We start from the raw sequence: 19,084 nt of genomic DNA, 5'->3' as shown, positions 1-19,084 counted from the left end.
TTGTCGGGGCGTTATAGGTGGCGCCCCTGGGCCTTTTTATAACCCAATCTACCCCCGTGAAAAAACCAATTGTATCCCTGACCCTTTTGCTGATCCTCCTGGCCGGCTTCCTCGCCTGTCAGAAATACAGCTCCTCCGGTAATTCCACCACCACCGGTAACAATATTCCTCCCGAAGTAATGGTAACGGCCAATGTCCAGGGACGTGTAGTCGACCAGGACGGGACTCCCGTACAGGGAGCCGCGGTCACCAGCGGGACGGCCAGCGCCACGACCGATGTCAACGGGATTTTCACGTTTACCAATATCAGCATGTCCAGCAGGTTTGGCTATGTCCAGGCCACTAAATCCGGTTATTTCGCGGGTAGCCGCAGCATCGTCACCAACGGCGGTGAGTCCGGTTTTATAACCATCCGGCTGATCGGGCGTTCGGAAACGGGCAGCTTCCTCGCTTCCACCGGGGGCAAGGTCATGGTCTATTCCGGCGACACCGTCGCCTTCGGTCCCACAAGCGTCGTAACGGCTTCCGACAACACTGCCTACACCGGCACGGTGCATGTTTTTGCCACTTATCTCAACCCCACCAACGAAAATGCTTTTCAATATATGCCCGGCGATCTCCGCGGGATCGGCAGCGATGGCAAGGAAACAGCTATCCAGAGCTTCGGGATGATGGAAGTCGAACTGCGGGACGACGCAGGCAATAAACTCCAGATCGCCTCGGGACAAACCGCCACGCTTACGATGGCGATCCCAACTTCTCTCCAGGCAACCGCCCCTGCGACCATCCCGCTTTGGTATTTCAATGATTCAACCGGCCGCTGGATCCAACAGGGGACGGCTACCCGTCAGGGAAACAACTACGTGGGTCAGGTCGGTCACTTCACTTGGTGGAACTGCGACTCCCCTCTCAACACGGTCAACTTTAAGATCCAGGTAAAAGACCAATATGGAAACTCGCTGCCACATAACTTTATCTCCTTTACCTCGCCCACCGGCGATGTCCGTGGCGGTTATACGGACTTAAACGGCTACGCCAGCGGGCTGATCCTCAAAGGAAAGCCGCTGGTCATGCAGGTCGTCACCGAATGCGGGAATATCATGGGCGGCATGAACGTAGGGCCGGCCCTCCAGGATGTCGATCTGGGGACTCTGAAGGTAACGGTAACGAGCAGCGATCTTACCCTTTCCGGCAAAGTGGTGGATTGCAGCAATAACCCGGTGGACAGCGGGATGGTCGATATCATGGTCGATGGGCTCGATCATCGCGCAGCTGTGAAACAGGGGGCGTTTACATTGCCGATCATCCGCTGTTATTCGACGACGGTACCCGTAATGATCACGGCTACCGACTTTACCGCGCAGCAATCCGGTACGGCCAGCACGATCAATGCGAGTTCCGGCCAGGTGGACGCCGGTCAGCTTTCGGCTTGCGGTGTTAGTTACACGCAATTTATCACGGTTACGGCTAATGGCAACACCTGGACCTGGACTACCCCGCCCAATAGCATCACCTATTCGGCGCAGAATGTTACCATCGGCTCGACGCCCGGAACTTATAATTCATTCGATGCCACCGACGGCAACAACAGCAGCGTTACGCTCTCGACCTACAATCTGACAGGTACAGGACAATACGCCCTCAACTTCCTCATGTATGCCCCCAATTCGAATTGGAGCTACGGGTCGTCGGTCCAGCTCAACGTCACCAATTATGGCGCCGTCAATGGCTATATCACCGGCACCCTCAGCGGAAACCTGAAAGACACGATGTTGAATCAAAGTTATCCGGTAACGGGAAGTATCAAAGTCCTGCGGACCCAGTAAAGCGGGTGCTTACCACCAGCTCCTTGCTGCCCGGGGTGTACCTGTAGAAGCCTTCGCCGCTCTTCACGCCAAGAAAGCCGGCCGTGACCATATTCACCAGCAGGGGACAAGGGGCGTATTTGGGCTGGCCGAATCCATCCTGTAAGACGCGGAGGATCGACAGACATACATCCAGCCCGATAAAATCGGCCAGCTGTAAGGGTCCCATCGGATGGGCCATTCCCAGCTTCATGATCGTGTCTATGTCGTTTACTATCGCAACGCCCTCATAAAGGCTATAGACCGCCTCGTTGATCATCGGCATGAGGATGCGGTTGGCGATAAATCCCGGGTAATCATTGACGACACAGGGCGTCTTGCCCAGCTTTTCCGCCAGCGCCACCATTTGGCGCGTCACTTCGGCATCCGTTGCATATCCGTTGATGATCTCGATCAGCTTCATCACCGGCACGGGGTTCATAAAATGAAGCCCGATGACGGCCGCGGGGCGCCGCGTAACAGCCCCGATTCTCGAAATGGAAATGGAAGAAGTATTGGAAGCCAGGATACAACCCGCGGGCGCGGCTTCATCCAGCTGCCGGAAGATGCTTAATTTGATCTCTGTATTCTCCGTCGCCGCCTCCACCGCCAGATCGGCTTTGGCCACTCCTTCGGGAATGCTCCCAAAGGTCGTGATCCGTTGCAACACCCCCTTCTTTTCCTCTTCCGTGAGCAGTCCTTTGGTGACTTGCCGGTCGAGGTTGGTGGCGATTGTTTTGAGCGCTTTTTCCAGCTGAGCAGCCGAAGTGTCGATCAGGTTGACGGTAAATCCTTTTTGTGCGAAGACATGCGCAATACCATTACCCATGGTACCGGCGCCGATCACGGAGATTTTTTGCATATGGGAAACAAGTGTTGGTCCGCTAATTATTGCGAAAATCACCCCGCTTCCAGGCCTGGATAAAGTCGGCCCAGGCGAGCGGGTTGAAGATATTTTGCGGCGGTGCCTGCCCATTGTAATAATAGCGCTGGGCACTTTGTCGCAGGAAAGTACTCGCTGCCTCGGCGGAGTTGGCGGGCAGACTCCGGGACAGGATCCGCCGCTTGGCGGCATCGTTGTTCTGACGGGCTATTTCAATATTGTCATCCGGGACCTTGGTATTGATAAAGTCCCGCTCAAACTGCTCACGTGTGGGGCGCGCCGCGATCACCGTGGCAGGCAAATATTGGGCATCTACCACCAGCAATTGGATGACACTGATCTGGTTATCGCGAACGGTATCCTGAATTTTGTACAGAACGGGCTTGTAACCGACACTCGTAAATTCTATCTCATCGCCCTTTAAGACGACCATCGAGAAAACCCCCTGATCGTTGGAAAAAGTACCCTGGTTTCGCCCCTTTACCACAACACTCACTGCCGGTATCGCCTTCAGGCTGTCAGCCGTCATGATCACCCCATAAAACTGTACGACTGAGTCTTTTAGCTTGTCGAATTGAGCGTGAACGGCATAGGGGGCGGACAAAAGCAGAAAGTATAGTAAAAATTTTTTCATTCAGCTCAAAATTAAACTTTTAAAACTTCAAATCGTAAACAAAGTAAAGCTGCCAGTGGTTAATTTTGTCTCAAATTAAAGTTTTTAACAAAATCTTGCGCATGACCCCGGAAAATGTTTTAGCGGCCCTCAGCAACGTTCAGGAACCCGATCTCGGAAAGGATATTGTAACTCTCAACATGGTGCAGAATCTGGAGATCGACGGGAACTATGTTGCCTTCACGGTGGTCCTCACCACGCCGGCCTGCCCGATGAAAGATCATATTAAAAATGCTTGTATAAACGCCATAAAACTGCTGGTCGATAAAGAGGCAACGGTAAACGTGCGATTCACTGCCAACACGACCACACAGCGCAAGGATGCGCGCGAACTGCTCCCGAAGGTGAAGAATATCATCGCCGTCGTCAGCGGTAAGGGTGGGGTAGGGAAGAGCACCGTCGCAGCCAATTTTGCGCTGGCCCTTGCCCGTGGGGGCGCCAGTGTCGGCCTCATGGACGCGGATATCTATGGTCCAAGCGTTCCTATTATGTTTGGAGTAAGAGGACAGCGCCCGTTGATGACCGATGGCGGACCCAATGGAAAAGGCCTGATCGTTCCCCTGGAGAAATATGGCATTAAATTAATGAGTATCGGCCTGCTGGTCGATGAAAAGAATGCCGTCGTCTGGCGTGGGCCGATGGCCAGCAGCGCGATCCGGCAATTCGTCACCGACGTACTCTGGGATGAGCTTGACTATCTCATTATCGACATGCCTCCCGGAACGGGCGATATCCACCTTACCCTGATGCAGACGGTTCCCGTCACCGGCGTCATCGTCGTGACCACGCCGCAGGATGTGGCGCTCGCCGATGCAAAAAAAGGGATCGCCATGTTTGGCCAGGCCCAACTCAAGGTTCCGATCATCGGCATGGTCGAGAACATGAGCTGGTTCACTCCCGCCGAACTCCCCGATAATAAATATTACATCTTTGGAAAAGACGGGGGCAAACGCCTCGCCGAGGAATACGATATTCCCTTCCTGGGTCAGATCCCGCTCGTGCAAAGCATCCGGGAAGGCGGAGACAAAGGGGTTCCCATCATGATGACCGAAGATGCCATCACCAAAAAAGCATTCTTCGATTTTGCCGGCATCGCGGCCCGCAGCATCGCGATGCTGAACGCCAATATAAACAAAGAGAAAGTGGCCGAGGTGGTGGCTTAGAAAGACAACTTCGTCCGGCAATAGTCGAGGAATACCCGGATCAGCAGGAACAGCACAAGACCCAGCACCAGGCCGCCGACGAGCCCACAGAACCCGCCGATCAACAGCACGGCGACGCCGCTGAGATGCAGGTGGTAAAAGCGGTTGATCAGGTAGAACGCGATCTCCCCGATAAGGATGCCGCTGCAACAACCCGTTACCGCCACGACGGTCTTGAAGCCCGCGCTCATGCTCTTCCGGTACAGTCCCACCAGGATGCCCGCGGAAACGATACCCGCTGTCACCAGCCCGAACAACACAAGCATGGCCAGCGTCACCACCATTGAGCCGACAAGCGTCGCCCCGACGACGATACACACGAAAGCGATCGCGATAGCCAGTAAAAAAAGATTGAATTCATCGTCCGGCTGGGCGGCGGCCGGCGATGCCTGTGCCAGTCCGCTGATGGCGGTAAGGCACAGGAATAAGATCAGCAGGGTAGAAATCAGGTGTTTCATCAGTAAGTTAGGTGTACCCTAAAAATACGCATTTTTCGTAACTTGAGGGCATGTACATCCCCCGCCGCTACGAAGAAAAAGATACCGAAAAGATCCATGCGTTCCTTCGGGAGAACTCCTTTGCGATCCTGATCTCCGTCCACGATGGCCGGCCTGTCGGCACCCACATCCCGCTGCAGCTGGAGACCGGCGTGGATGGAAAGGACTGCCTCCTGGGCCATATCTCCCGCGGAAACGACCAGAAATACAGCCTTACCGCGGGCGCAAAGGTCCTCGCCATCTTCCCCGGTCCGCATGCGTATGTTTCGCCCCGTTGGTACACCGAATTGAAGGTCCCCACCTGGAACTATATTTCCGTTCACATTTACGGAACGGTCACCCTCATCGAGGGGGAAGAACTACGCGCTGCCCTCTCCCGGCTCATCGACACCTACGAACATCCGCTTCCGCAACCCGTGCATATCGATGAGATCCCCCATCATGAACTCCAGGCCGATCTCCGCGGCATCGTTGGTTTCCGCATCGCCATCGACGAGATCCAGGCCGCCTATAAACTCAGCCAGAACCGCGACCCGCAAAGCTATCATCAGGTGATCGACCACCTCTCGACGGGCGACGAGGCGTCCCGCGCCGTCGCCGCCGAAATGCAGAAAAGGAAATTATAGTACTTTTACCGCATGACGCGACTGCAACTCACTTCCCTCATCCGTAGTACCGGCACCTATCTCTGCGTCGGACTCGATTCCGACCCGGCAAAGATCCCCGCACATCTCCGGGGCGGCAAAGACCCCGTCTTCGAATTCAACAAACAGATCGTCGACGCGACAAAAGAGCATTGCGTCGCCTACAAGATCAACACCGCGTTCTATGAGGCCGATGGCGTAAAAGGCTGGGCCACCATGGAACGGACAGTTGACTATATCCCCAAAACGCATTTTACCATCGCCGACGCCAAACGCGGCGATATCGGCAATACCTCCGCGCAATACGCCCGCGCCTTCTTCGAAACGCTCCGCTTCGATGCCATCACCGTCGCCCCTTATATGGGCGAGGACAGCGTCCGTCCCTTCCTCGAATACAAGGACAAATGGACCATCCTGCTGGGACTTACTTCCAACGCCGGCGCAAAAGATTTCGAATTGCAACCCGCGGGCGATGGCCCCTTATTTGAAAAAGTGCTGACGACGGCCGCAGGCTGGGGCAGCCCCGACAATCTTATGTATGTGGTGGGCGCCACGCAGGCCGATGCGTTTACCCGCATCCGAAGCCTGACCCCGGATCATTTCTATCTCGTACCCGGTGTCGGCGCACAGGGCGGCAGCCTCGAAGCCATCTCCAAAAAAGCCATGAACAAGGACGTTGGTCTGCTCGTCAACGCCAGCCGCGCCATCCTCTTTGCGTCTCCGGGCGAAGACTTCGCCGCCGCGGCACAAAAAACGGCCGCCCAATACCACCAGGAGATGATACAATATCTCAAGGAGGTATAACGTTCTCGTACCCCATATTACCTTGCAACGCTATATGAAAAAACTCCTAAGCTCCCTCGCCTTCCTTGGCATGACCCTCCTTGTCCACGCCGAGCAAACCGATAATCCTGGCTAAGCGGCAACGCCTATCGTGCGCTCACCTTTACGGATCCCCGGGTGGACCATTCCGCGCCGCAAACCTGCTACGCGCGCTTATTGGTCAGCGGCGAATGCGACCTGTACAGTTCCTCGACAACAGAGTCCTCTATTTCCTGGTGAGTAAGGATTCTTTGGTTCATCTCCTGTGCGATGATGACCTGCACGCCTTACCCTATATCCGGGGGAACTTCCGCAACGAACTCAACTTCTTTGCGGTAGGCTGCGAATCGGCCCGGCGGGGCATCGAAAGAGTATACTATAGTGAAGAAGGTCTGGTGCGTTTTTTCCGGGAACTCGACGCTTGCCTGGCCCCCGAAAAAGCCACCGCATCCTATTGTCAAATAGGTGGCCGATCCAAGCTATCTCGTCGCGAAGATCAACCATAAAACCACCTATAAACTCACCAGCATTCCCTTCACCGCACAGTACAACCTTACGCGCGGCCGGGGCGGGAGTGGAAGTATCCCTGACGAATTTCCTTCAGGCGCGGGTGGAATGGAGGTATGAGGATATCGTGCAGTATCCGACGCTGGGCTTGTCGGTCCGGTTCTAACTCACCGCCGTTGCGGCTGGATGATATTCTTTCTCGCTTTTGGCGATCACCAGCGTCGCCACGCCATTGCCGATGATATTGGTGATGGCCCTGGCCTCACTCATGAATTTGTCGACGGCCAGCAGAAAGGCGAGCCCCTCGATGGGGATCTTCTGTACGGCAGTCAAGGTTGACGCCAGAACGATAAACCCGCTGCCCGTAACCCCGGCCGCCCCCTTGGAAGTAACCATTAAAATGCCAAGGATGGACAGCAGCTCGCCGGGACTCAGCGAAATCCCATACAATTGCGCGAGGAAGATGACCGACATCGAAAGATAGATGGATGTCCCGTCGAGGTTGAACGAATATCCCGTCGGTACAACCAACCCCACCACGGGCTGACTGCAACCCATCTTTTCCAGCTTGTCCATCAGCGAAGGCAGCGCCGCCTCCGAGGACGAAGTCCCGAGTACGATCAGGATCTCTTCCTTTATATTCTTGAGGTAGGTCCAGACATTCAGCTTGTAATATCGCAGGATCAACCCCAGGACGACAAACACAAAAAGGATCATCGTCCCATAAACGGTGAGCATCAGCTTTGCCAACGGTATAAGCGTCCTTATCCCATATTTCCCGATGGTGAAGGCCATCCCGCCAAAAGCGCCAAGCGGCGCGAGCAGCATCACATATTTCAGGATGCGAAAAACAAACTTCGTACCCGTTTCAAGCACCTTCATGATCTTCTCCCGCCTCGGTTGCAGGCTAAAGATGACCCCGGCGAGAATCGCCAGCACCAGCACCTGCAACGTCAGGTTGGTACGGAAGAATTCCAACCAGTCAAAACCCTGTTCACCCTGCCGGATATACCGGGACGCGTCCTGGATCTTCAATCCGGCCTTGTCGACATGCCCCGGCCGCACCAGGTAAGCCATCCCGATGCCGATCGCCAGGGAGACCGTCGTCACCAACTCGAAATAGAACAGGGCCTTCACGCCGATACGGCCCACCTTCTTCAGGTTGCTCATCCCCGTGATACCCGAGGCAATGGTCAGAAAGATGATAAAAGGGATAAAACATTTGATCACGGCGACAAACCAAACCCCCAGAAACTCCATCTTTACCGCCGTCGCCGGCGCAAAATAACCCAGTAGCACGGCTGCTACCAGCGCCGTTACCACCGCAATAGTGAGGAATCTGCTCATAATAGTCCCCGTAAGATATGGCAAAACCGGTAGACGTCTTCAAAGGAATTATACAACGGCGCCGGCGCCACCCGCACTACCCCCGGTTCCCGGAAATCCGTGATCACCCCCTGCTCCATCAGTTGTTCCTGAACGCTCTTACCCTTATCCCGGTCCTCAAAAAATAACGACAGCTGTGCGCCCCGGCGTCCTGCTTCCACGGGGGTGATCACCCGAAACGCCCCTCCTTCCAATGGCGCCAGCAAAGAAGAAAGATATGCGGTCAGCTCCCGGCTCTTGGCCTGCAGCCGGTCGATCCCCGCTTCTTCAAACAGCTGGAGACTCGCTTTCAAACAGACCATATTCATCACCTGCGCGGTACTCATGCTCCAGCCTTCCGCCGTGGGCTTCGGGATAAAGCCCTTCTGCATACGAAAGCGGCTCGACTCGTCATTCCCCCACCAGCCGCCCAGCCGCGCAAGCGATTGATCGCGGACATGCCGCTCATGGATAAAGGCGCCGCCGGCCGCACCGGGTCCCCCATTCAAGTATTTATAGGAACACCACACCGCAAAATCCACCCCCCAGTCATGAAGCCGCAACGGCACATTGCCTACCGCATGCGCCAGGTCGAAACCCGCTGCCGCTCCGGCATCGTGCGCCGCCGCCGTGATCCGCGCCATATCGAAGACCTGACCGGTATAGTAGTTGAGTCCGCCAAACAAAACCAACGCAAGTGAGCCTTTCTCCCGTTCGATGGCCACCAGGATATCCTCTTCGCGGACCAGCATCTCGCCTTCCCTTGGCGCCACCTCGACAATCGCGTCCCGCGGCTCGAATCCGTGCATCCGGACCTGCGTCTCCACCGCATACTGATCGGATGGGAAAGCCTTCGCCTCGATCAGCACCTTATAACGCTGCGGGGTAGGCCGGTAAAAACTCAACATCAGCAGGTGCAGGTTCACGGTCAGCGCGTTCATCACCGTCACCTCTTCTTCGCCGCAACCCACGATCCGCGCCAATGGACCCCGCAGACTCGCCGGATAGGTCATCCAGGGGTTCCGCGCCTGCCAATACCCGCCGATCGCCAGTTCCCGCCAGTCAGCCAGTTCCTGCCGTACCGATCCCTCCGCCGCAACCGGCTGCAGACCCAGTGAATTGCCGCAGAAATAGATCATGTCCCGCCCAGCCCTGAAACCGCCCGTGGCGGTTTGTCCGTCAGGACCGACATCAGATGTTTGCACGGAATGCGCAATTTCAGATTGGGGCGTATTCCGTGCAAACCGGGGAAAATAAAACCGGGAGCGAAAGCCTTTCAGCTCGTCCTCCCGGTCCTTTTGTTGCGCATAGGCCAGCGCCTGCGCTATGTCTTGTGGCATGCTATCCTGTTTTCACGCAAGATAAGCATTGGTTTACTAATGATCTATCGTGCCTCGTCCTCGGTGATCCGTTCTTTTTCTTTGTGCTTGGTCTTCTCCTTTTCCTTGCCTTTGTCTTTATCTTTATCTTTCACCTTGTCACCATCGCCTTCGTCGTCATTGCCATTGTTTCCCGTATAGGAAAGCCGCACCGATCCGAAGCTGCTTTTGATCTTGATCTTCGCCCGGCCGTCACCAGACTGTCCACTGTAGTCCTTGTCGAAATGCGGACCTGAATCGGGGTCTTCTTTTGCCTCGTTGATGGTGAAATCGCTCTCGTTGTGGAACTTGCCAAAGCTGGTATGCACATCGAACTGCGCCGAGAGGTCCTTGTTCACGACCACCCGCACCCCCGAATAGGATTCAAAGACGGACAGCTCATTGATGTTGTCGGCCACGTTGAACTGCACATTCTGCGAGAACTCGCTCGTGATCCTCACCGTGCCGTTCACTTGCCCGATACGCGATTCCTTATTGAACTTGAAGACGACCTTCCCATTGTTGATCGACGAGATATAGGCCCGCCCAAACTCCACGTCTATCTGATCCACATTGTCCAGCTTACCCGTGTTAAGGCTGCCGAACTTGCTTGTCAGCGTGACCAGTCCCTTGAAGGCGGGTATTTCGGTCTTGCCAAAGCTGTTGTCGATATCGAGCCGGTTGCCCGCCGGCATATGGATCACGTAGTCGATATAGAACCCGCGTTCGTTATCGCCGCGGCCTCCGCCCTTGTTGTTGCCGTTGTGGATATCGTCCACCTTGGTCTTGAACCAGATGCTGTGGCCGTCCTTGCCGTCCTTAACATCGATACGGTTCATGATCTCCTGCGCCCGCTCTTCCGATGAGGCCCTGGCGCTGATCTCGATGTCGACCGTGATCTCATTTTTGTCCCAGGTGGAGACCACGACATTGCCGAATTGATTCTCGATCTCTAATTTGTCATCGGCCGTGACCTGGTAATTCTTGTTGATCATTCTCTGCTTCCTTACGTCTTCATCGCCATTGGCGGCTTGCGTCATCACCGGAGCAGATAAGACCAGGAGCAACACTGCCACGTTAAGTAGTCTTATATGCTTTGTCATATTCTGTCTTTTTTGAATGGTTGATTTGTTTGATAATGTCGAGCTGATGATTCAATAGCTGCATCTGCAGTTGCAGGTTCTGTAACATCGCCTCGAGTAGTTGTTCACGATTAGGATTGCTGGGCAATTGGCCTTGAAGATGGTGATAAACACTGTCCAGTTTGCTGACATCGGAGGCGAACTGCCGGTACAGCAGCGGTTCGTCTTTTTCGATGGCTTTCAATTGATTATGTTTAATCTCTACAAGCTTTGCGTAATGGTACATCTCTTCGTCGACCGAGTTGTCGAATGCCTCGGTCTTTTTCCGGTCATTGTTCTCTTTGGGCCGGATGGTAGCCAGTGCAGGCTCGTCCTTGCGGGTCTGGGCACTATCCTTCACCGGGGTTTGGGCTACGGCGGCGGGTGGGTTGCTATCCTCGGCGTGCTTGGGAAGGTTATTCGACCTGACGACGCCCGGATCCACTTTCTCCGTCCGGGTGCTGAAGATCCATACTCCCCCTGCGATCACGAGGAAGACGGCAGCCACAGCGGTCCATCTCCTCCAGTCGAGCCTAACGAGGGGGGGCTGTTTTTTTTTCCCGGGGTCCACGTCCTGCATGATCTTGTCCCAGACCTTTGGGTCTGGCCCTTCGGCGTCGAATTCCTCCCGGTGATCCTTTACAAATTGTTCTAACCGGCTGTTCATGATGCTCCTTGTTTTAAATACTGTAACAATTTTTGTTTGGCGCGCATGTATTGAGTTCTCACCGTCGCATGCGTTACCTGCAGAATTTCTGCAATTTCTTCCTGGTCGTATCCTTCAAAAAGATAGAGGGTCAAAACGGTCCTGTACCCATTGGGCAAAAGCCCCACCGCTTTCTTGATATCCTCCACCTTTAACGCTATCTCGTTCTCATCGGCGCCGTCCTCGTCCGGAAGGTGCCCGATATTGGTCTTTTCGATGTCGATCAGGTCCATCTTCCGTTTGCGCAATTGGTTGATGGATTTATTGATCACGATCCGTTTTAGCCATGCACCGAATGTGGATTTATAATGGAAGTCTTCCAGGCTGCGGAAGGCATCTGTAAAGGCCTCCTGCAAAACGTCCTCCGCGTCCCCCGTATGGTTGACAATGCGCAAACTGGTGTTGTACATCGCCCTGGAATATTTCTGGTAAAGCTCACCAAACGCCCGGGAATCCCCTCGCTTGCATCGCTCAACCAGTTCGTCGTGTAGTATTGGTTCCGTTAATTCCAATTCAGCTATTTTAACGTTAGCGTTCATGTACTAATAAGTACACGAATATTCGGGGCATGTTGCATCAAAATGTAAAAAACAGGCATTTTCGTTACTTTTGGCAAAATTGCTTCCATGCCCGTTTCATCAAAAGTAGATGTTTTCCAAAGTCCTGACTATTATCAGCTTGACGAATTATTGACCGAGGAGCACAAAATGGTGCGTGAATCGGTCCGTAACTATGTCAAAAAGGAGATCTCACCCATTATCGAAGACTGCGCCCAGAAAGCCGAATTCCCACAACATATTGTGTCCCAACTGGGCCAACTGGGCTGTTTCGGCCCCACGATCCCCGAGCAATACGGCGGCGGGGGACTGGATTATATCAGCTATGGGCTGATGATGCAGGAACTCGAACGCGGCGACAGCGGGGTCCGCTCCACCGCCTCCGTCCAGGGTTCCCTGGTCATGTTCCCCATCTACGAATATGGCAGCGAAGAACAACGCAAAAAATACCTGCCCAAACTGGCTTCCGGCGAGTGGCTGGGCTGTTTTGGCCTTACCGAGCCCAATCACGGCAGTGACCCCAGCGGAATGTTGACAAATATCAAAGATGCCGGAGACCACTACCTCCTCAACGGCAGCAAAATGTGGATCAGCAATGCCCCCTTCTCCCAGGTTGCGGTAGTCTGGGCAAAAGACGAGGAAGGAGTGATCCGCGGCCTTATTCTCGAACGCGGCATGGAAGGCTTTTCCACCCCTACCACGCACGGCAAATGGAGCCTCCGCGCGTCCGCCACCGGCGAGCTCGTCTTCGACAACGTAAAGGTCCCCAAGGGAAACCTCCTGCCCAATGTAAAAGGCCTCAAAGGGCCCCTGGGCTGCCTCACAAAGGCCCGTTACGGGATCGCCTGGGGGGTAGTCGGCGCGGCCATGGACTGCTACGATACGGCCCGCCGTTATAGCCTGGAAAGGATCCAGTTCGGCAGACCCATCGGCGGCTTCCAGCTCCAGCAAAAAAAGCTGGCTGAAATGCTCACCGAGATCACCAAGGCCCAACTGCTCAACTGGCGGCTGGGCTCGCTCATGAACGCCGGAAAGGCAACCCCGGCCCAGGTATCGATGGCCAAACGCAATGGCTGCGAAATAGCCGCCGACATCGCGCGAACCGCCAGACAGGTGCTTGGCGGCATGGGGATCACCGGCGAGTACCCGATCATGCGCCATATGATGAATATTGAAAGCGTACTCACCTATGAAGGCACGCATGACGTGCACCTGCTAATCACCGGAATGGACATCACCGGGTTAAACGCATTCAAATGAAGATCTTCCTAGTCGGTTTCATGGGGTCCGGTAAAACACACTGGGGCCAGCGCCTCGCCGCTAGGCTGGGCATGCCCTTCTACGATCTGGACAGCCTGATCATTGAGAAAGAGAACCTGTCGGTAGCAGATATATTTGCCGCGAAAGGGGAGGAGTTCTTCCGTTTCCTGGAGAAGGAAACCCTCGAAGCGATCACCGATCAGCAGGAAAGTTTTATCCTCTCCTGCGGCGGCGGCACCCCCTGCTTCTTTAATAATATCGAGTTCATGAAGAAGAATGGGAAGGTCATCTGGCTCAACACCTCCGTCGAGGTGCTCCGCCAGCGCCTGCAACGGGAAAGGATGAGCCGCCCGCTCATCGCGGAAGTCAGCGAAGACGAACTCCAACGGTATATTATCCGGAAATTGAGCGAACGCCGCATGTACTATCAGCAGGCCGACGTCACGGTCAGCGAAGAGAATACCAACCTGGACGCACTGATCCGCATCCTGCTGCAAAACGAACAACCCGACCGGCTGAAGGAAGAATTATAAGAACCAGAGCGCAAAAAAGAGAACTATGAACCGTAACTTTCTATCCATCGCGGCCATTCTGGGCGCCCTCTCGGTTGCCCTCGGAGCCTTTGCCGCCCACAAGCTCAAGACCCTGGTAGGCCCCGAAACCGTCGCAACTTTCGAAACCGGCGTCCGGTATCAATTCTATCACGTCTTTGCCCTGCTTTTCGTCGCCTTCCTCTCCGAAAAGATCCACAACAAATGGATGGTCTGGGCCGGCAACTGCTTTATCATGGGCATCATCTTCTTCTGCGGTTCGCTCTACGTTCTCACCGCGCTCACGATCGCCGAGAATGCCCACCGCACGCTCGCCGGGATCGCCACCCCCATCGGCGGCGTGTTCTTCATCGCCGGCTGGATATTCCTGTATCTCGGCGTCGCACAGAAGGACAAAGGCTGACCAGGTCAGGGGAAAAAACCTTGGGCTACAATTGTAAGAAGAACGTCGTCCTCGTCCCCTCCTTATTCTCGATATTGAACCCTCCCTCGATGGAAGCCATCCGCTTGCGCATATTATTCAACCCATTCCCAAACTTCCGCAGCTTTTCCATATTGATCCCCACTCCGTCGTCCTGGATCTCGATAACCAACCGGTCGTTCACCAGGACATTGATCTTCACCACCGAACTCTGCGAGTGCTTCGCCACATTGTTAAGCGATTCCTTTACGGACAGAAAAATATTCCGCCGCTTCTCCCCGCTGATCTCCCGCGGAGGGATCGAAGCCGGCATCGTAAAATAACAATCGATATTCGTATTCTCGAAGAACTCGACCGCATAGCTGCGGATATAAGCCACGAGGTTCTCCACCGAATCGTTGCTGCTCGTCATCGTCCAGATGATGGTATTCATCTTGTTGATCAGCTCGTTGGCGGAGTTGGAGATCTTGTCGATCTCCGGCAGGGTCTGATCCTTCATCTTGCTGCGCACGATCTCGCTCATCAGCCGGATGGCGGTTACCCCCGAACCCAGCTCGTCATGCATATCCACCGAGATCCGGTTCCGTTCGTCCTGCTTGGCCGCCAGCACGGCCACCTGCTTCTCCATCTCTTTTCGTTCGGTCTCCAGCTTTAGCTTCTCCTCTTTCTGGATGCTGGCGATGATCTCCATCTTGTTCTTGTAGGTCAGCGCAAAAAGGAAAAAAAGCAGTTCGATGGTGATCCCCAGCTCATAATAGAAAAGCGCCAGATTCAACACCGATACCCCGGTTACCATCTTGATGTTCATCGAGATCATCACCTGCGACACGATGCTCAGCAGACAGAGCGAGATATTCCCCATCACGATATAATTCATCAACCGGTTATGATAGGTAAGCCCCTTTACGATAAAGACGATGGAGGTGGCCAGCAGGAGCAGCTTGGTGGCGTCTTCGAGGTTGTTGGTGATCCGGAAATCCGGGGAGAAGAAGTAGGAGAATACATATAATACGGTCAGCCCCCCGATCCCCACCGAACCCCAAAACAGATAACGGTCCAGCGTCCGGTAGTTCTTGCTCGTCTCCAAAAATTTCCGGTGAAAAACGATATAACAGATATAGCCGACGCAAAAGATAATATTGTCGAAGAAACTCTCGAAAAAGAAATTGAAGGCAGTGGTCACCTGGTGCAGGGTGGACTTCAGAAAGAGCAGCAGGCTGATACAGATGGAATACCCGACATAATAAAGGAACTCCGGTTTCTTACTTTGAATGTACTCGCTGATGGCATAAAAGATCATCATCAGCATGACCCCGGCAAAAAGATCGGTGATGACGTCGATACTCGTTTTGTTCTTATGCTGGAGCGTAATAGCCTCCTGGATAAGAGTATCCCGGGTAACGGTCGGGTTGATGGAATTGGAGGGTGCCTTGATATAAGAAAGCGTTGCGAAGAAGATGGCGCTGTCATGGGCCGCCAGCGTTATCTTCCGGTAGCCGAGGCTGTCGGCATCATCTGGGACCACCCGTGGCACGGGTTCGACCCGCGACCCCGTGAGCCGGTACAGTTGGATCGTGTCGACAAGCCAGCCGGGGCAAAAGAATACGCTCTGGGAGTCATCGCTGCGGTTGGTGAGCATAAAGCGCAGGACCGGCTTCTTATTGATCAGCTGCGGCGACATGAAATGCATATATTTCCGGGTATTCAGCCGGTAGGGCAGGAAAGGGAGCTGCTGGATGGAAATATTGCGCGTATCGGAGAAATAATACCCTGTGTTAAAGGCGATATCGTTTAGCAAACCGGTCCGGGCCAGGTCGGCCGCGGTAGGCGGCAGGGAGTCCTGGCCCCTGGTCTCCAATCTCAATAAAAACAGGATCAGGCCGAGCCAACATGCTTTCAGGATATTCAAAGCGCCAATTTTTTTAAAGGTAAAGTAAATATAGGACTACTTTTTGCTGCAAACCATATCTTTGTATCCATGGCAAACCGACAAAAGTCAAAAAAAAGCCAGAAGCCGGCGGATAAGCTAAAGCCCGAAAAAGAGTCCCAGGTGACCGTCCGGCAGCTTGTCAAAGACGAACGTACCCACAAGATCACCGGGGCCGTGTGTCTGCTGGTTTCCATCTTCTTATTCATCGCATTCACCTCTTATCTCTTCACCTGGAAAGAAGACCAGGATAAGGTATTCCAGCATGGCGCCTCCATCCTGCTGCCTTCCTCCCACGTAAAAGTGAACAACCTTCTGGGAAACCTCGGCGCACTGGTGTCCCATGAGTTCTTTTTCAAGGGATTCGGCGTGGCCTCCTATTTCTTCTGCTCGATCTTTTTTATCATCGGCGTCAACCTGCTCTTTGCACGGAAGATCTTTTCCATCAGCCGCAACCTCCGTTATGTACTCGCGGGGCTGCTCTTTTTCTCCGTGGCTGCCGCCTTCGTCACCCATGGCTTCGACTTTCCCTGGGGTGGTGCCGTCGGTGATATGATCAGTGACTGGCTCACCAGCTTCCTGGGCTGGATCGGCACTGCCGCCCTCCTGCTGGTCGCGGGTCTGGCGTATATCATCTGGCGCTTCAACCCGGTATTCAAGGTGCCGGCCCTGCCAAAGAAGGAAAAACTGGAAGCTCCCATGCCCGAAGCCGTTGTCGAAGAGAAACCCCAACCAAAAGAGAAAGAGAAGGAAAAAGAAAAGGGGAAGAAAGGCGCGAAGCTATTCGTCGACGAATCCTTTGCCAATAAAGGCAATATCTTAAAGGAAGACCATGGAGTGGTAGCCATCGCCCCGCCCCCCATTGAAGAAGACAAAGAGATACCCTTCACCGTCACCGAACGCGACGAACCCGAAGAAGTCCCGTTCTCGCTCGTCGCCCCGGCTGCCGAAGCCGAAGAACCGCTGGAAGAAGAGGACGATCTCGATGAAGAACCCGGCGAAGAACCCGTGCCGCCGCTGAATATCCCACCCATTCCTCCGGTGGCAAAAAAACCGGCCGGTGAGCTGTCCCTCGAGATAAAGACCGCTCCGCCCGTCGCGGAAACCGCCGCGGAAGGCGACCCCTTTCTGCCCGCGGACATGCCGGACTATGAACCGACCCTCGATCTGCGCGACTATAAATATCCCAGCCTCGATCTCCTCGAAACCCATGGCAGCGACAAGATCGTGCAGGACCCCTCGGAGCTCGAAGCAAACAAGAACCAGATCATCAATACGCTCAAGAATTACGATATCTCGATCAGCAAGATCAGCGCTACCGTCGGACCCACCGTCACCTTGTATGAGATCGTCCCGGCCGCCGGGGTGCGTATCTCGCGGATCAAGAACCTGGAGGACGACATCGCGCTTAGCCTGGCAGCTCTGGGCATCCGCATCATCGCGCCCATCCCGGGGAAGGGAACCATCGGGATCGAAGTGCCCAACGTCAAGAAAACCGTGGTCAGCATGCGCACCCTGCTGTCCTCGGACAAATTCCAGCATAGCAATTTCAACCTGCCGATCGCCATCGGCAAAAAGATCGATAACGAGAACTTTATCGTGGACCTCGCTTCGATGCCCCACCTCCTGATGGCCGGCGCCACCGGCCAGGGGAAATCCGTTGGGCTTAACGCCATTCTCGTCTCGCTGCTCTACAAAAAACACCCCTCCCAATTAAAGCTGGTTCTGGTGGACCCGAAAAAAGTGGAGCTAAGCATCTACCGGACCATCGAAAAACATTTCCTGGCAAAATTGCCGGGGGAAGAAGAGGCCATCATCACCGATACTAAAAAAGTGGTCCACACCCTCAACGCACTTTGTATCGAGATGGACAACCGGTACGATCTGCTGAAAGAGGCAAACGCCCGCAACATTAAGGAATACAACGAGAAGTTTATCAAACGCCGGCTCAATCCGCAGAAGGGCCACGAATACCTGCCCTTTATCGTGTTGGTGGTCGACGAATTTGCCGATCTTATCATGACCGCCGGCAAAGAAGTGGAAATGCCGATCGCCCGCCTCGCCCAGCTGGCCCGTGCCGTCGGTATCCACCTCATCATCGCTACCCAGCGCCCCAGCGTCAACATCATCACCGGTACCATCAAGGCCAACTTCCCGGCACGAATCGGCTTCAAGGTCTCTTCAAAGATCGACTCGCGCACCATCCTCGATGCGGGCGGCGCCGATCAGCTCATCGGTAAAGGGGATATGCTGATCTCTCACAATGGCGAGATCACCCGGCTCCAATGCGCCTTTGTCGATACCCCCGAAGTGGAAGCGATCGTCCAATTCATCGGTAAACAGCGGGGATATGCAGAGGCCCATAAATTACCCGAATATGTCGATGAAAAGGAGATGAGTGGGAAAGACTTCGATCTGGAAGACCGGGATCCGCTTTTCGGGGATGCCGCAAGACTTATTGTCGCCAATCAATTGGGCTCCACCTCGCTCATCCAGCGAAAGATGAAGTTGGGCTACAACCGCGCCGGCCGTCTCATGGACCAGCTCGAAGCCGCAGGCGTCGTCGGACCCGGCCAGGGCAGCAAACCGCGCGACGTACTGATAAAAACCGAAATGGAACTGGACCAGTACTTGAATCCCTGATCCCCAGTCCCTGAGTGTTAATCCAATTTTAAGCTAATTTTTAGCTGGGCGGTCTATCGCTATCCCTTTATTGAACTATCTTCGCGCCGCGTCGCCCGGCTTG

The 19,084-nt window shown here is 54.5% G+C and carries 18 protein-coding genes; 9 read left to right on the top strand and 9 right to left on the bottom strand.

What is annotated here, in order from left to right:
* Positions 1-56: 56 nt before the first annotated feature.
* Positions 57-1,826, top strand: a complete 1,770-nt coding sequence (locus VGM48_RS18245) for a carboxypeptidase-like regulatory domain-containing protein (protein ID WP_331581780.1) — start codon at positions 57-59, stop codon at positions 1,824-1,826.
* On the opposite strand, the gene VGM48_RS18240 is transcribed toward VGM48_RS18245, so the two are convergent.
* The gene (locus VGM48_RS18240; protein ID WP_331581778.1) at positions 1,804-2,706 is read right to left on the bottom strand and encodes a 3-hydroxyacyl-CoA dehydrogenase family protein; all 903 of its coding nucleotides are present in this window, start codon (positions 2,704-2,706) and stop codon (positions 1,804-1,806) included. The two genes, VGM48_RS18245 and VGM48_RS18240, sit on opposite strands and share 23 nt — an antisense overlap.
* Positions 2,707-2,728: 22 nt before the next feature.
* Entirely contained in the window at positions 2,729-3,361 is a 633-nt protein-coding gene (locus VGM48_RS18235; RefSeq protein WP_331581776.1) for a carboxypeptidase-like regulatory domain-containing protein, read from the bottom strand.
* A gap of 101 nt (positions 3,362-3,462) precedes the next feature.
* Here VGM48_RS18235 and VGM48_RS18230 point away from each other — a divergent pair, with 101 nt between their 5' ends.
* Positions 3,463-4,563, top strand: coding sequence for an Mrp/NBP35 family ATP-binding protein (locus VGM48_RS18230; protein WP_331581774.1), 1,101 nt, complete (start codon positions 3,463-3,465; stop codon positions 4,561-4,563).
* On the opposite strand, the gene VGM48_RS18225 is transcribed toward VGM48_RS18230, so the two are convergent.
* On the bottom strand, positions 4,560-5,060 hold the full coding sequence (locus VGM48_RS18225; protein WP_331581772.1) for a hypothetical protein: 501 nt from the start codon (positions 5,058-5,060) through the stop codon (positions 4,560-4,562). The genes VGM48_RS18230 and VGM48_RS18225 overlap by 4 nt on opposite strands.
* Before the next feature lie 50 nt (positions 5,061-5,110).
* Between VGM48_RS18225 and VGM48_RS18220 the strand changes: the two genes are divergently transcribed.
* The 3 genes from VGM48_RS18220 (at position 5,111) to VGM48_RS18210 (ending at position 7,071) form a co-directional block, all read left to right on the top strand.
* Positions 5,111-5,725: an FMN-binding negative transcriptional regulator gene (locus VGM48_RS18220; RefSeq protein WP_331581770.1), complete on the top strand. Its 615-nt coding sequence runs from the start codon at positions 5,111-5,113 to the stop codon at positions 5,723-5,725.
* A gap of 12 nt (positions 5,726-5,737) precedes the next feature.
* Complete coding sequence (gene pyrF / locus VGM48_RS18215; protein WP_331581768.1) at positions 5,738-6,547, top strand: orotidine-5'-phosphate decarboxylase; 810 nt, start codon at positions 5,738-5,740, stop codon at positions 6,545-6,547.
* Between the two features lie 209 nt (positions 6,548-6,756).
* Positions 6,757-7,071, top strand: coding sequence for a hypothetical protein (locus VGM48_RS18210; RefSeq protein WP_331581766.1), 315 nt, complete (start codon positions 6,757-6,759; stop codon positions 7,069-7,071).
* Positions 7,072-7,234: 163 nt separating this feature from the next.
* Here VGM48_RS18210 and VGM48_RS18205 read toward each other — a convergent pair whose 3' ends face one another.
* The 5 genes from VGM48_RS18205 to VGM48_RS18185 are packed head-to-tail and all read right to left on the bottom strand — an operon-like array spanning position 7,235 to position 12,134.
* Positions 7,235-8,419 carry a cation:dicarboxylate symporter family transporter gene (locus tag VGM48_RS18205; protein ID WP_331581764.1) on the bottom strand — a complete coding sequence of 395 codons (1,185 nt, stop codon included), beginning with the start codon at positions 8,417-8,419 and terminating at the stop codon, positions 7,235-7,237.
* Complete coding sequence (kynU, locus tag VGM48_RS18200) at positions 8,416-9,777, bottom strand: kynureninase (RefSeq protein ID WP_331581762.1); 1,362 nt, start codon at positions 9,775-9,777, stop codon at positions 8,416-8,418. The genes VGM48_RS18205 and kynU overlap by 4 nt, the downstream gene beginning before the upstream one ends.
* A 44-nt stretch (positions 9,778-9,821) precedes the next feature.
* Complete coding sequence (locus VGM48_RS18195) at positions 9,822-10,898, bottom strand: hypothetical protein (RefSeq protein WP_331581760.1); 1,077 nt, start codon at positions 10,896-10,898, stop codon at positions 9,822-9,824.
* Positions 10,873-11,583 carry a hypothetical protein gene (locus tag VGM48_RS18190; RefSeq protein WP_331581758.1) on the bottom strand — a complete coding sequence of 237 codons (711 nt, stop codon included), beginning with the start codon at positions 11,581-11,583 and terminating at the stop codon, positions 10,873-10,875. The genes VGM48_RS18195 and VGM48_RS18190 overlap by 26 nt, the downstream gene beginning before the upstream one ends.
* On the bottom strand, positions 11,580-12,134 hold the full coding sequence (locus VGM48_RS18185) for an RNA polymerase sigma factor (protein ID WP_331581756.1): 555 nt from the start codon (positions 12,132-12,134) through the stop codon (positions 11,580-11,582). Before VGM48_RS18185 ends, VGM48_RS18190 begins: the two co-directional genes overlap by 4 nt.
* A 114-nt stretch (positions 12,135-12,248) precedes the next feature.
* Here VGM48_RS18185 and VGM48_RS18180 point away from each other — a divergent pair, with 114 nt between their 5' ends.
* Genes VGM48_RS18180 through VGM48_RS18170 form a run of 3 tightly spaced genes read left to right on the top strand, consistent with a single transcriptional unit; the run spans position 12,249 to position 14,393 of the window.
* Entirely contained in the window at positions 12,249-13,439 is a 1,191-nt protein-coding gene (locus VGM48_RS18180; protein WP_331581754.1) for an acyl-CoA dehydrogenase family protein, read from the top strand.
* Entirely contained in the window at positions 13,436-13,972 is a 537-nt protein-coding gene (locus VGM48_RS18175) for a shikimate kinase (RefSeq protein ID WP_331581752.1), read from the top strand. Before VGM48_RS18180 ends, VGM48_RS18175 begins: the two co-directional genes overlap by 4 nt.
* A gap of 25 nt (positions 13,973-13,997) precedes the next feature.
* Entirely contained in the window at positions 13,998-14,393 is a 396-nt protein-coding gene (locus VGM48_RS18170) for a DUF423 domain-containing protein (protein WP_331581750.1), read from the top strand.
* A 25-nt stretch (positions 14,394-14,418) separates the two neighbouring features.
* Here VGM48_RS18170 and VGM48_RS18165 read toward each other — a convergent pair whose 3' ends face one another.
* Positions 14,419-16,320: a sensor histidine kinase gene (locus VGM48_RS18165; RefSeq protein WP_331581748.1), complete on the bottom strand. Its 1,902-nt coding sequence runs from the start codon at positions 16,318-16,320 to the stop codon at positions 14,419-14,421.
* A 69-nt stretch (positions 16,321-16,389) separates the two neighbouring features.
* Between VGM48_RS18165 and VGM48_RS18160 the strand changes: the two genes are divergently transcribed.
* Entirely contained in the window at positions 16,390-18,981 is a 2,592-nt protein-coding gene (locus VGM48_RS18160; RefSeq protein ID WP_331581746.1) for an FtsK/SpoIIIE family DNA translocase, read from the top strand.
* Positions 18,982-19,084 lie beyond the last annotated feature (103 nt).

The organism is Puia sp. (assembly GCF_036500295.1).
Lineage (GTDB): Bacteria > Bacteroidota > Bacteroidia > Chitinophagales > Chitinophagaceae > Puia.
The sequence above is the reverse complement of the archived record's forward strand: the minus strand, read 5'-3'. Positions and strand labels throughout refer to the sequence as shown.

Coding starts and splice junctions, on each gene's coding strand:
- VGM48_RS18240 (WP_331581778.1), bottom strand. CDS start 2,706: ATGCAAAAAATCTCCGTGATCGGCGCCGGTACCATGGGTAATGGTATT.
- VGM48_RS18235 (WP_331581776.1), bottom strand. CDS start 3,361: ATGAAAAAATTTTTACTATACTTTCTGCTTTTGTCCGCCCCCTATGCC.
- VGM48_RS18230 (WP_331581774.1), top strand. CDS start 3,463: ATGACCCCGGAAAATGTTTTAGCGGCCCTCAGCAACGTTCAGGAACCC.
- VGM48_RS18225 (WP_331581772.1), bottom strand. CDS start 5,060: ATGAAACACCTGATTTCTACCCTGCTGATCTTATTCCTGTGCCTTACC.
- VGM48_RS18220 (WP_331581770.1), top strand. CDS start 5,111: ATGTACATCCCCCGCCGCTACGAAGAAAAAGATACCGAAAAGATCCAT.
- pyrF (WP_331581768.1), top strand. CDS start 5,738: ATGACGCGACTGCAACTCACTTCCCTCATCCGTAGTACCGGCACCTAT.
- VGM48_RS18210 (WP_331581766.1), top strand. CDS start 6,757: ATGCGACCTGTACAGTTCCTCGACAACAGAGTCCTCTATTTCCTGGTG.
- VGM48_RS18205 (WP_331581764.1), bottom strand. CDS start 8,419: ATGAGCAGATTCCTCACTATTGCGGTGGTAACGGCGCTGGTAGCAGCC.
- kynU (WP_331581762.1), bottom strand. CDS start 9,777: ATGCCACAAGACATAGCGCAGGCGCTGGCCTATGCGCAACAAAAGGAC.
- VGM48_RS18195 (WP_331581760.1), bottom strand. CDS start 10,898: ATGACAAAGCATATAAGACTACTTAACGTGGCAGTGTTGCTCCTGGTC.
- VGM48_RS18190 (WP_331581758.1), bottom strand. CDS start 11,583: ATGAACAGCCGGTTAGAACAATTTGTAAAGGATCACCGGGAGGAATTC.
- VGM48_RS18180 (WP_331581754.1), top strand. CDS start 12,249: ATGCCCGTTTCATCAAAAGTAGATGTTTTCCAAAGTCCTGACTATTAT.
- VGM48_RS18175 (WP_331581752.1), top strand. CDS start 13,436: ATGAAGATCTTCCTAGTCGGTTTCATGGGGTCCGGTAAAACACACTGG.
- VGM48_RS18170 (WP_331581750.1), top strand. CDS start 13,998: ATGAACCGTAACTTTCTATCCATCGCGGCCATTCTGGGCGCCCTCTCG.
- VGM48_RS18160 (WP_331581746.1), top strand. CDS start 16,390: ATGGCAAACCGACAAAAGTCAAAAAAAAGCCAGAAGCCGGCGGATAAG.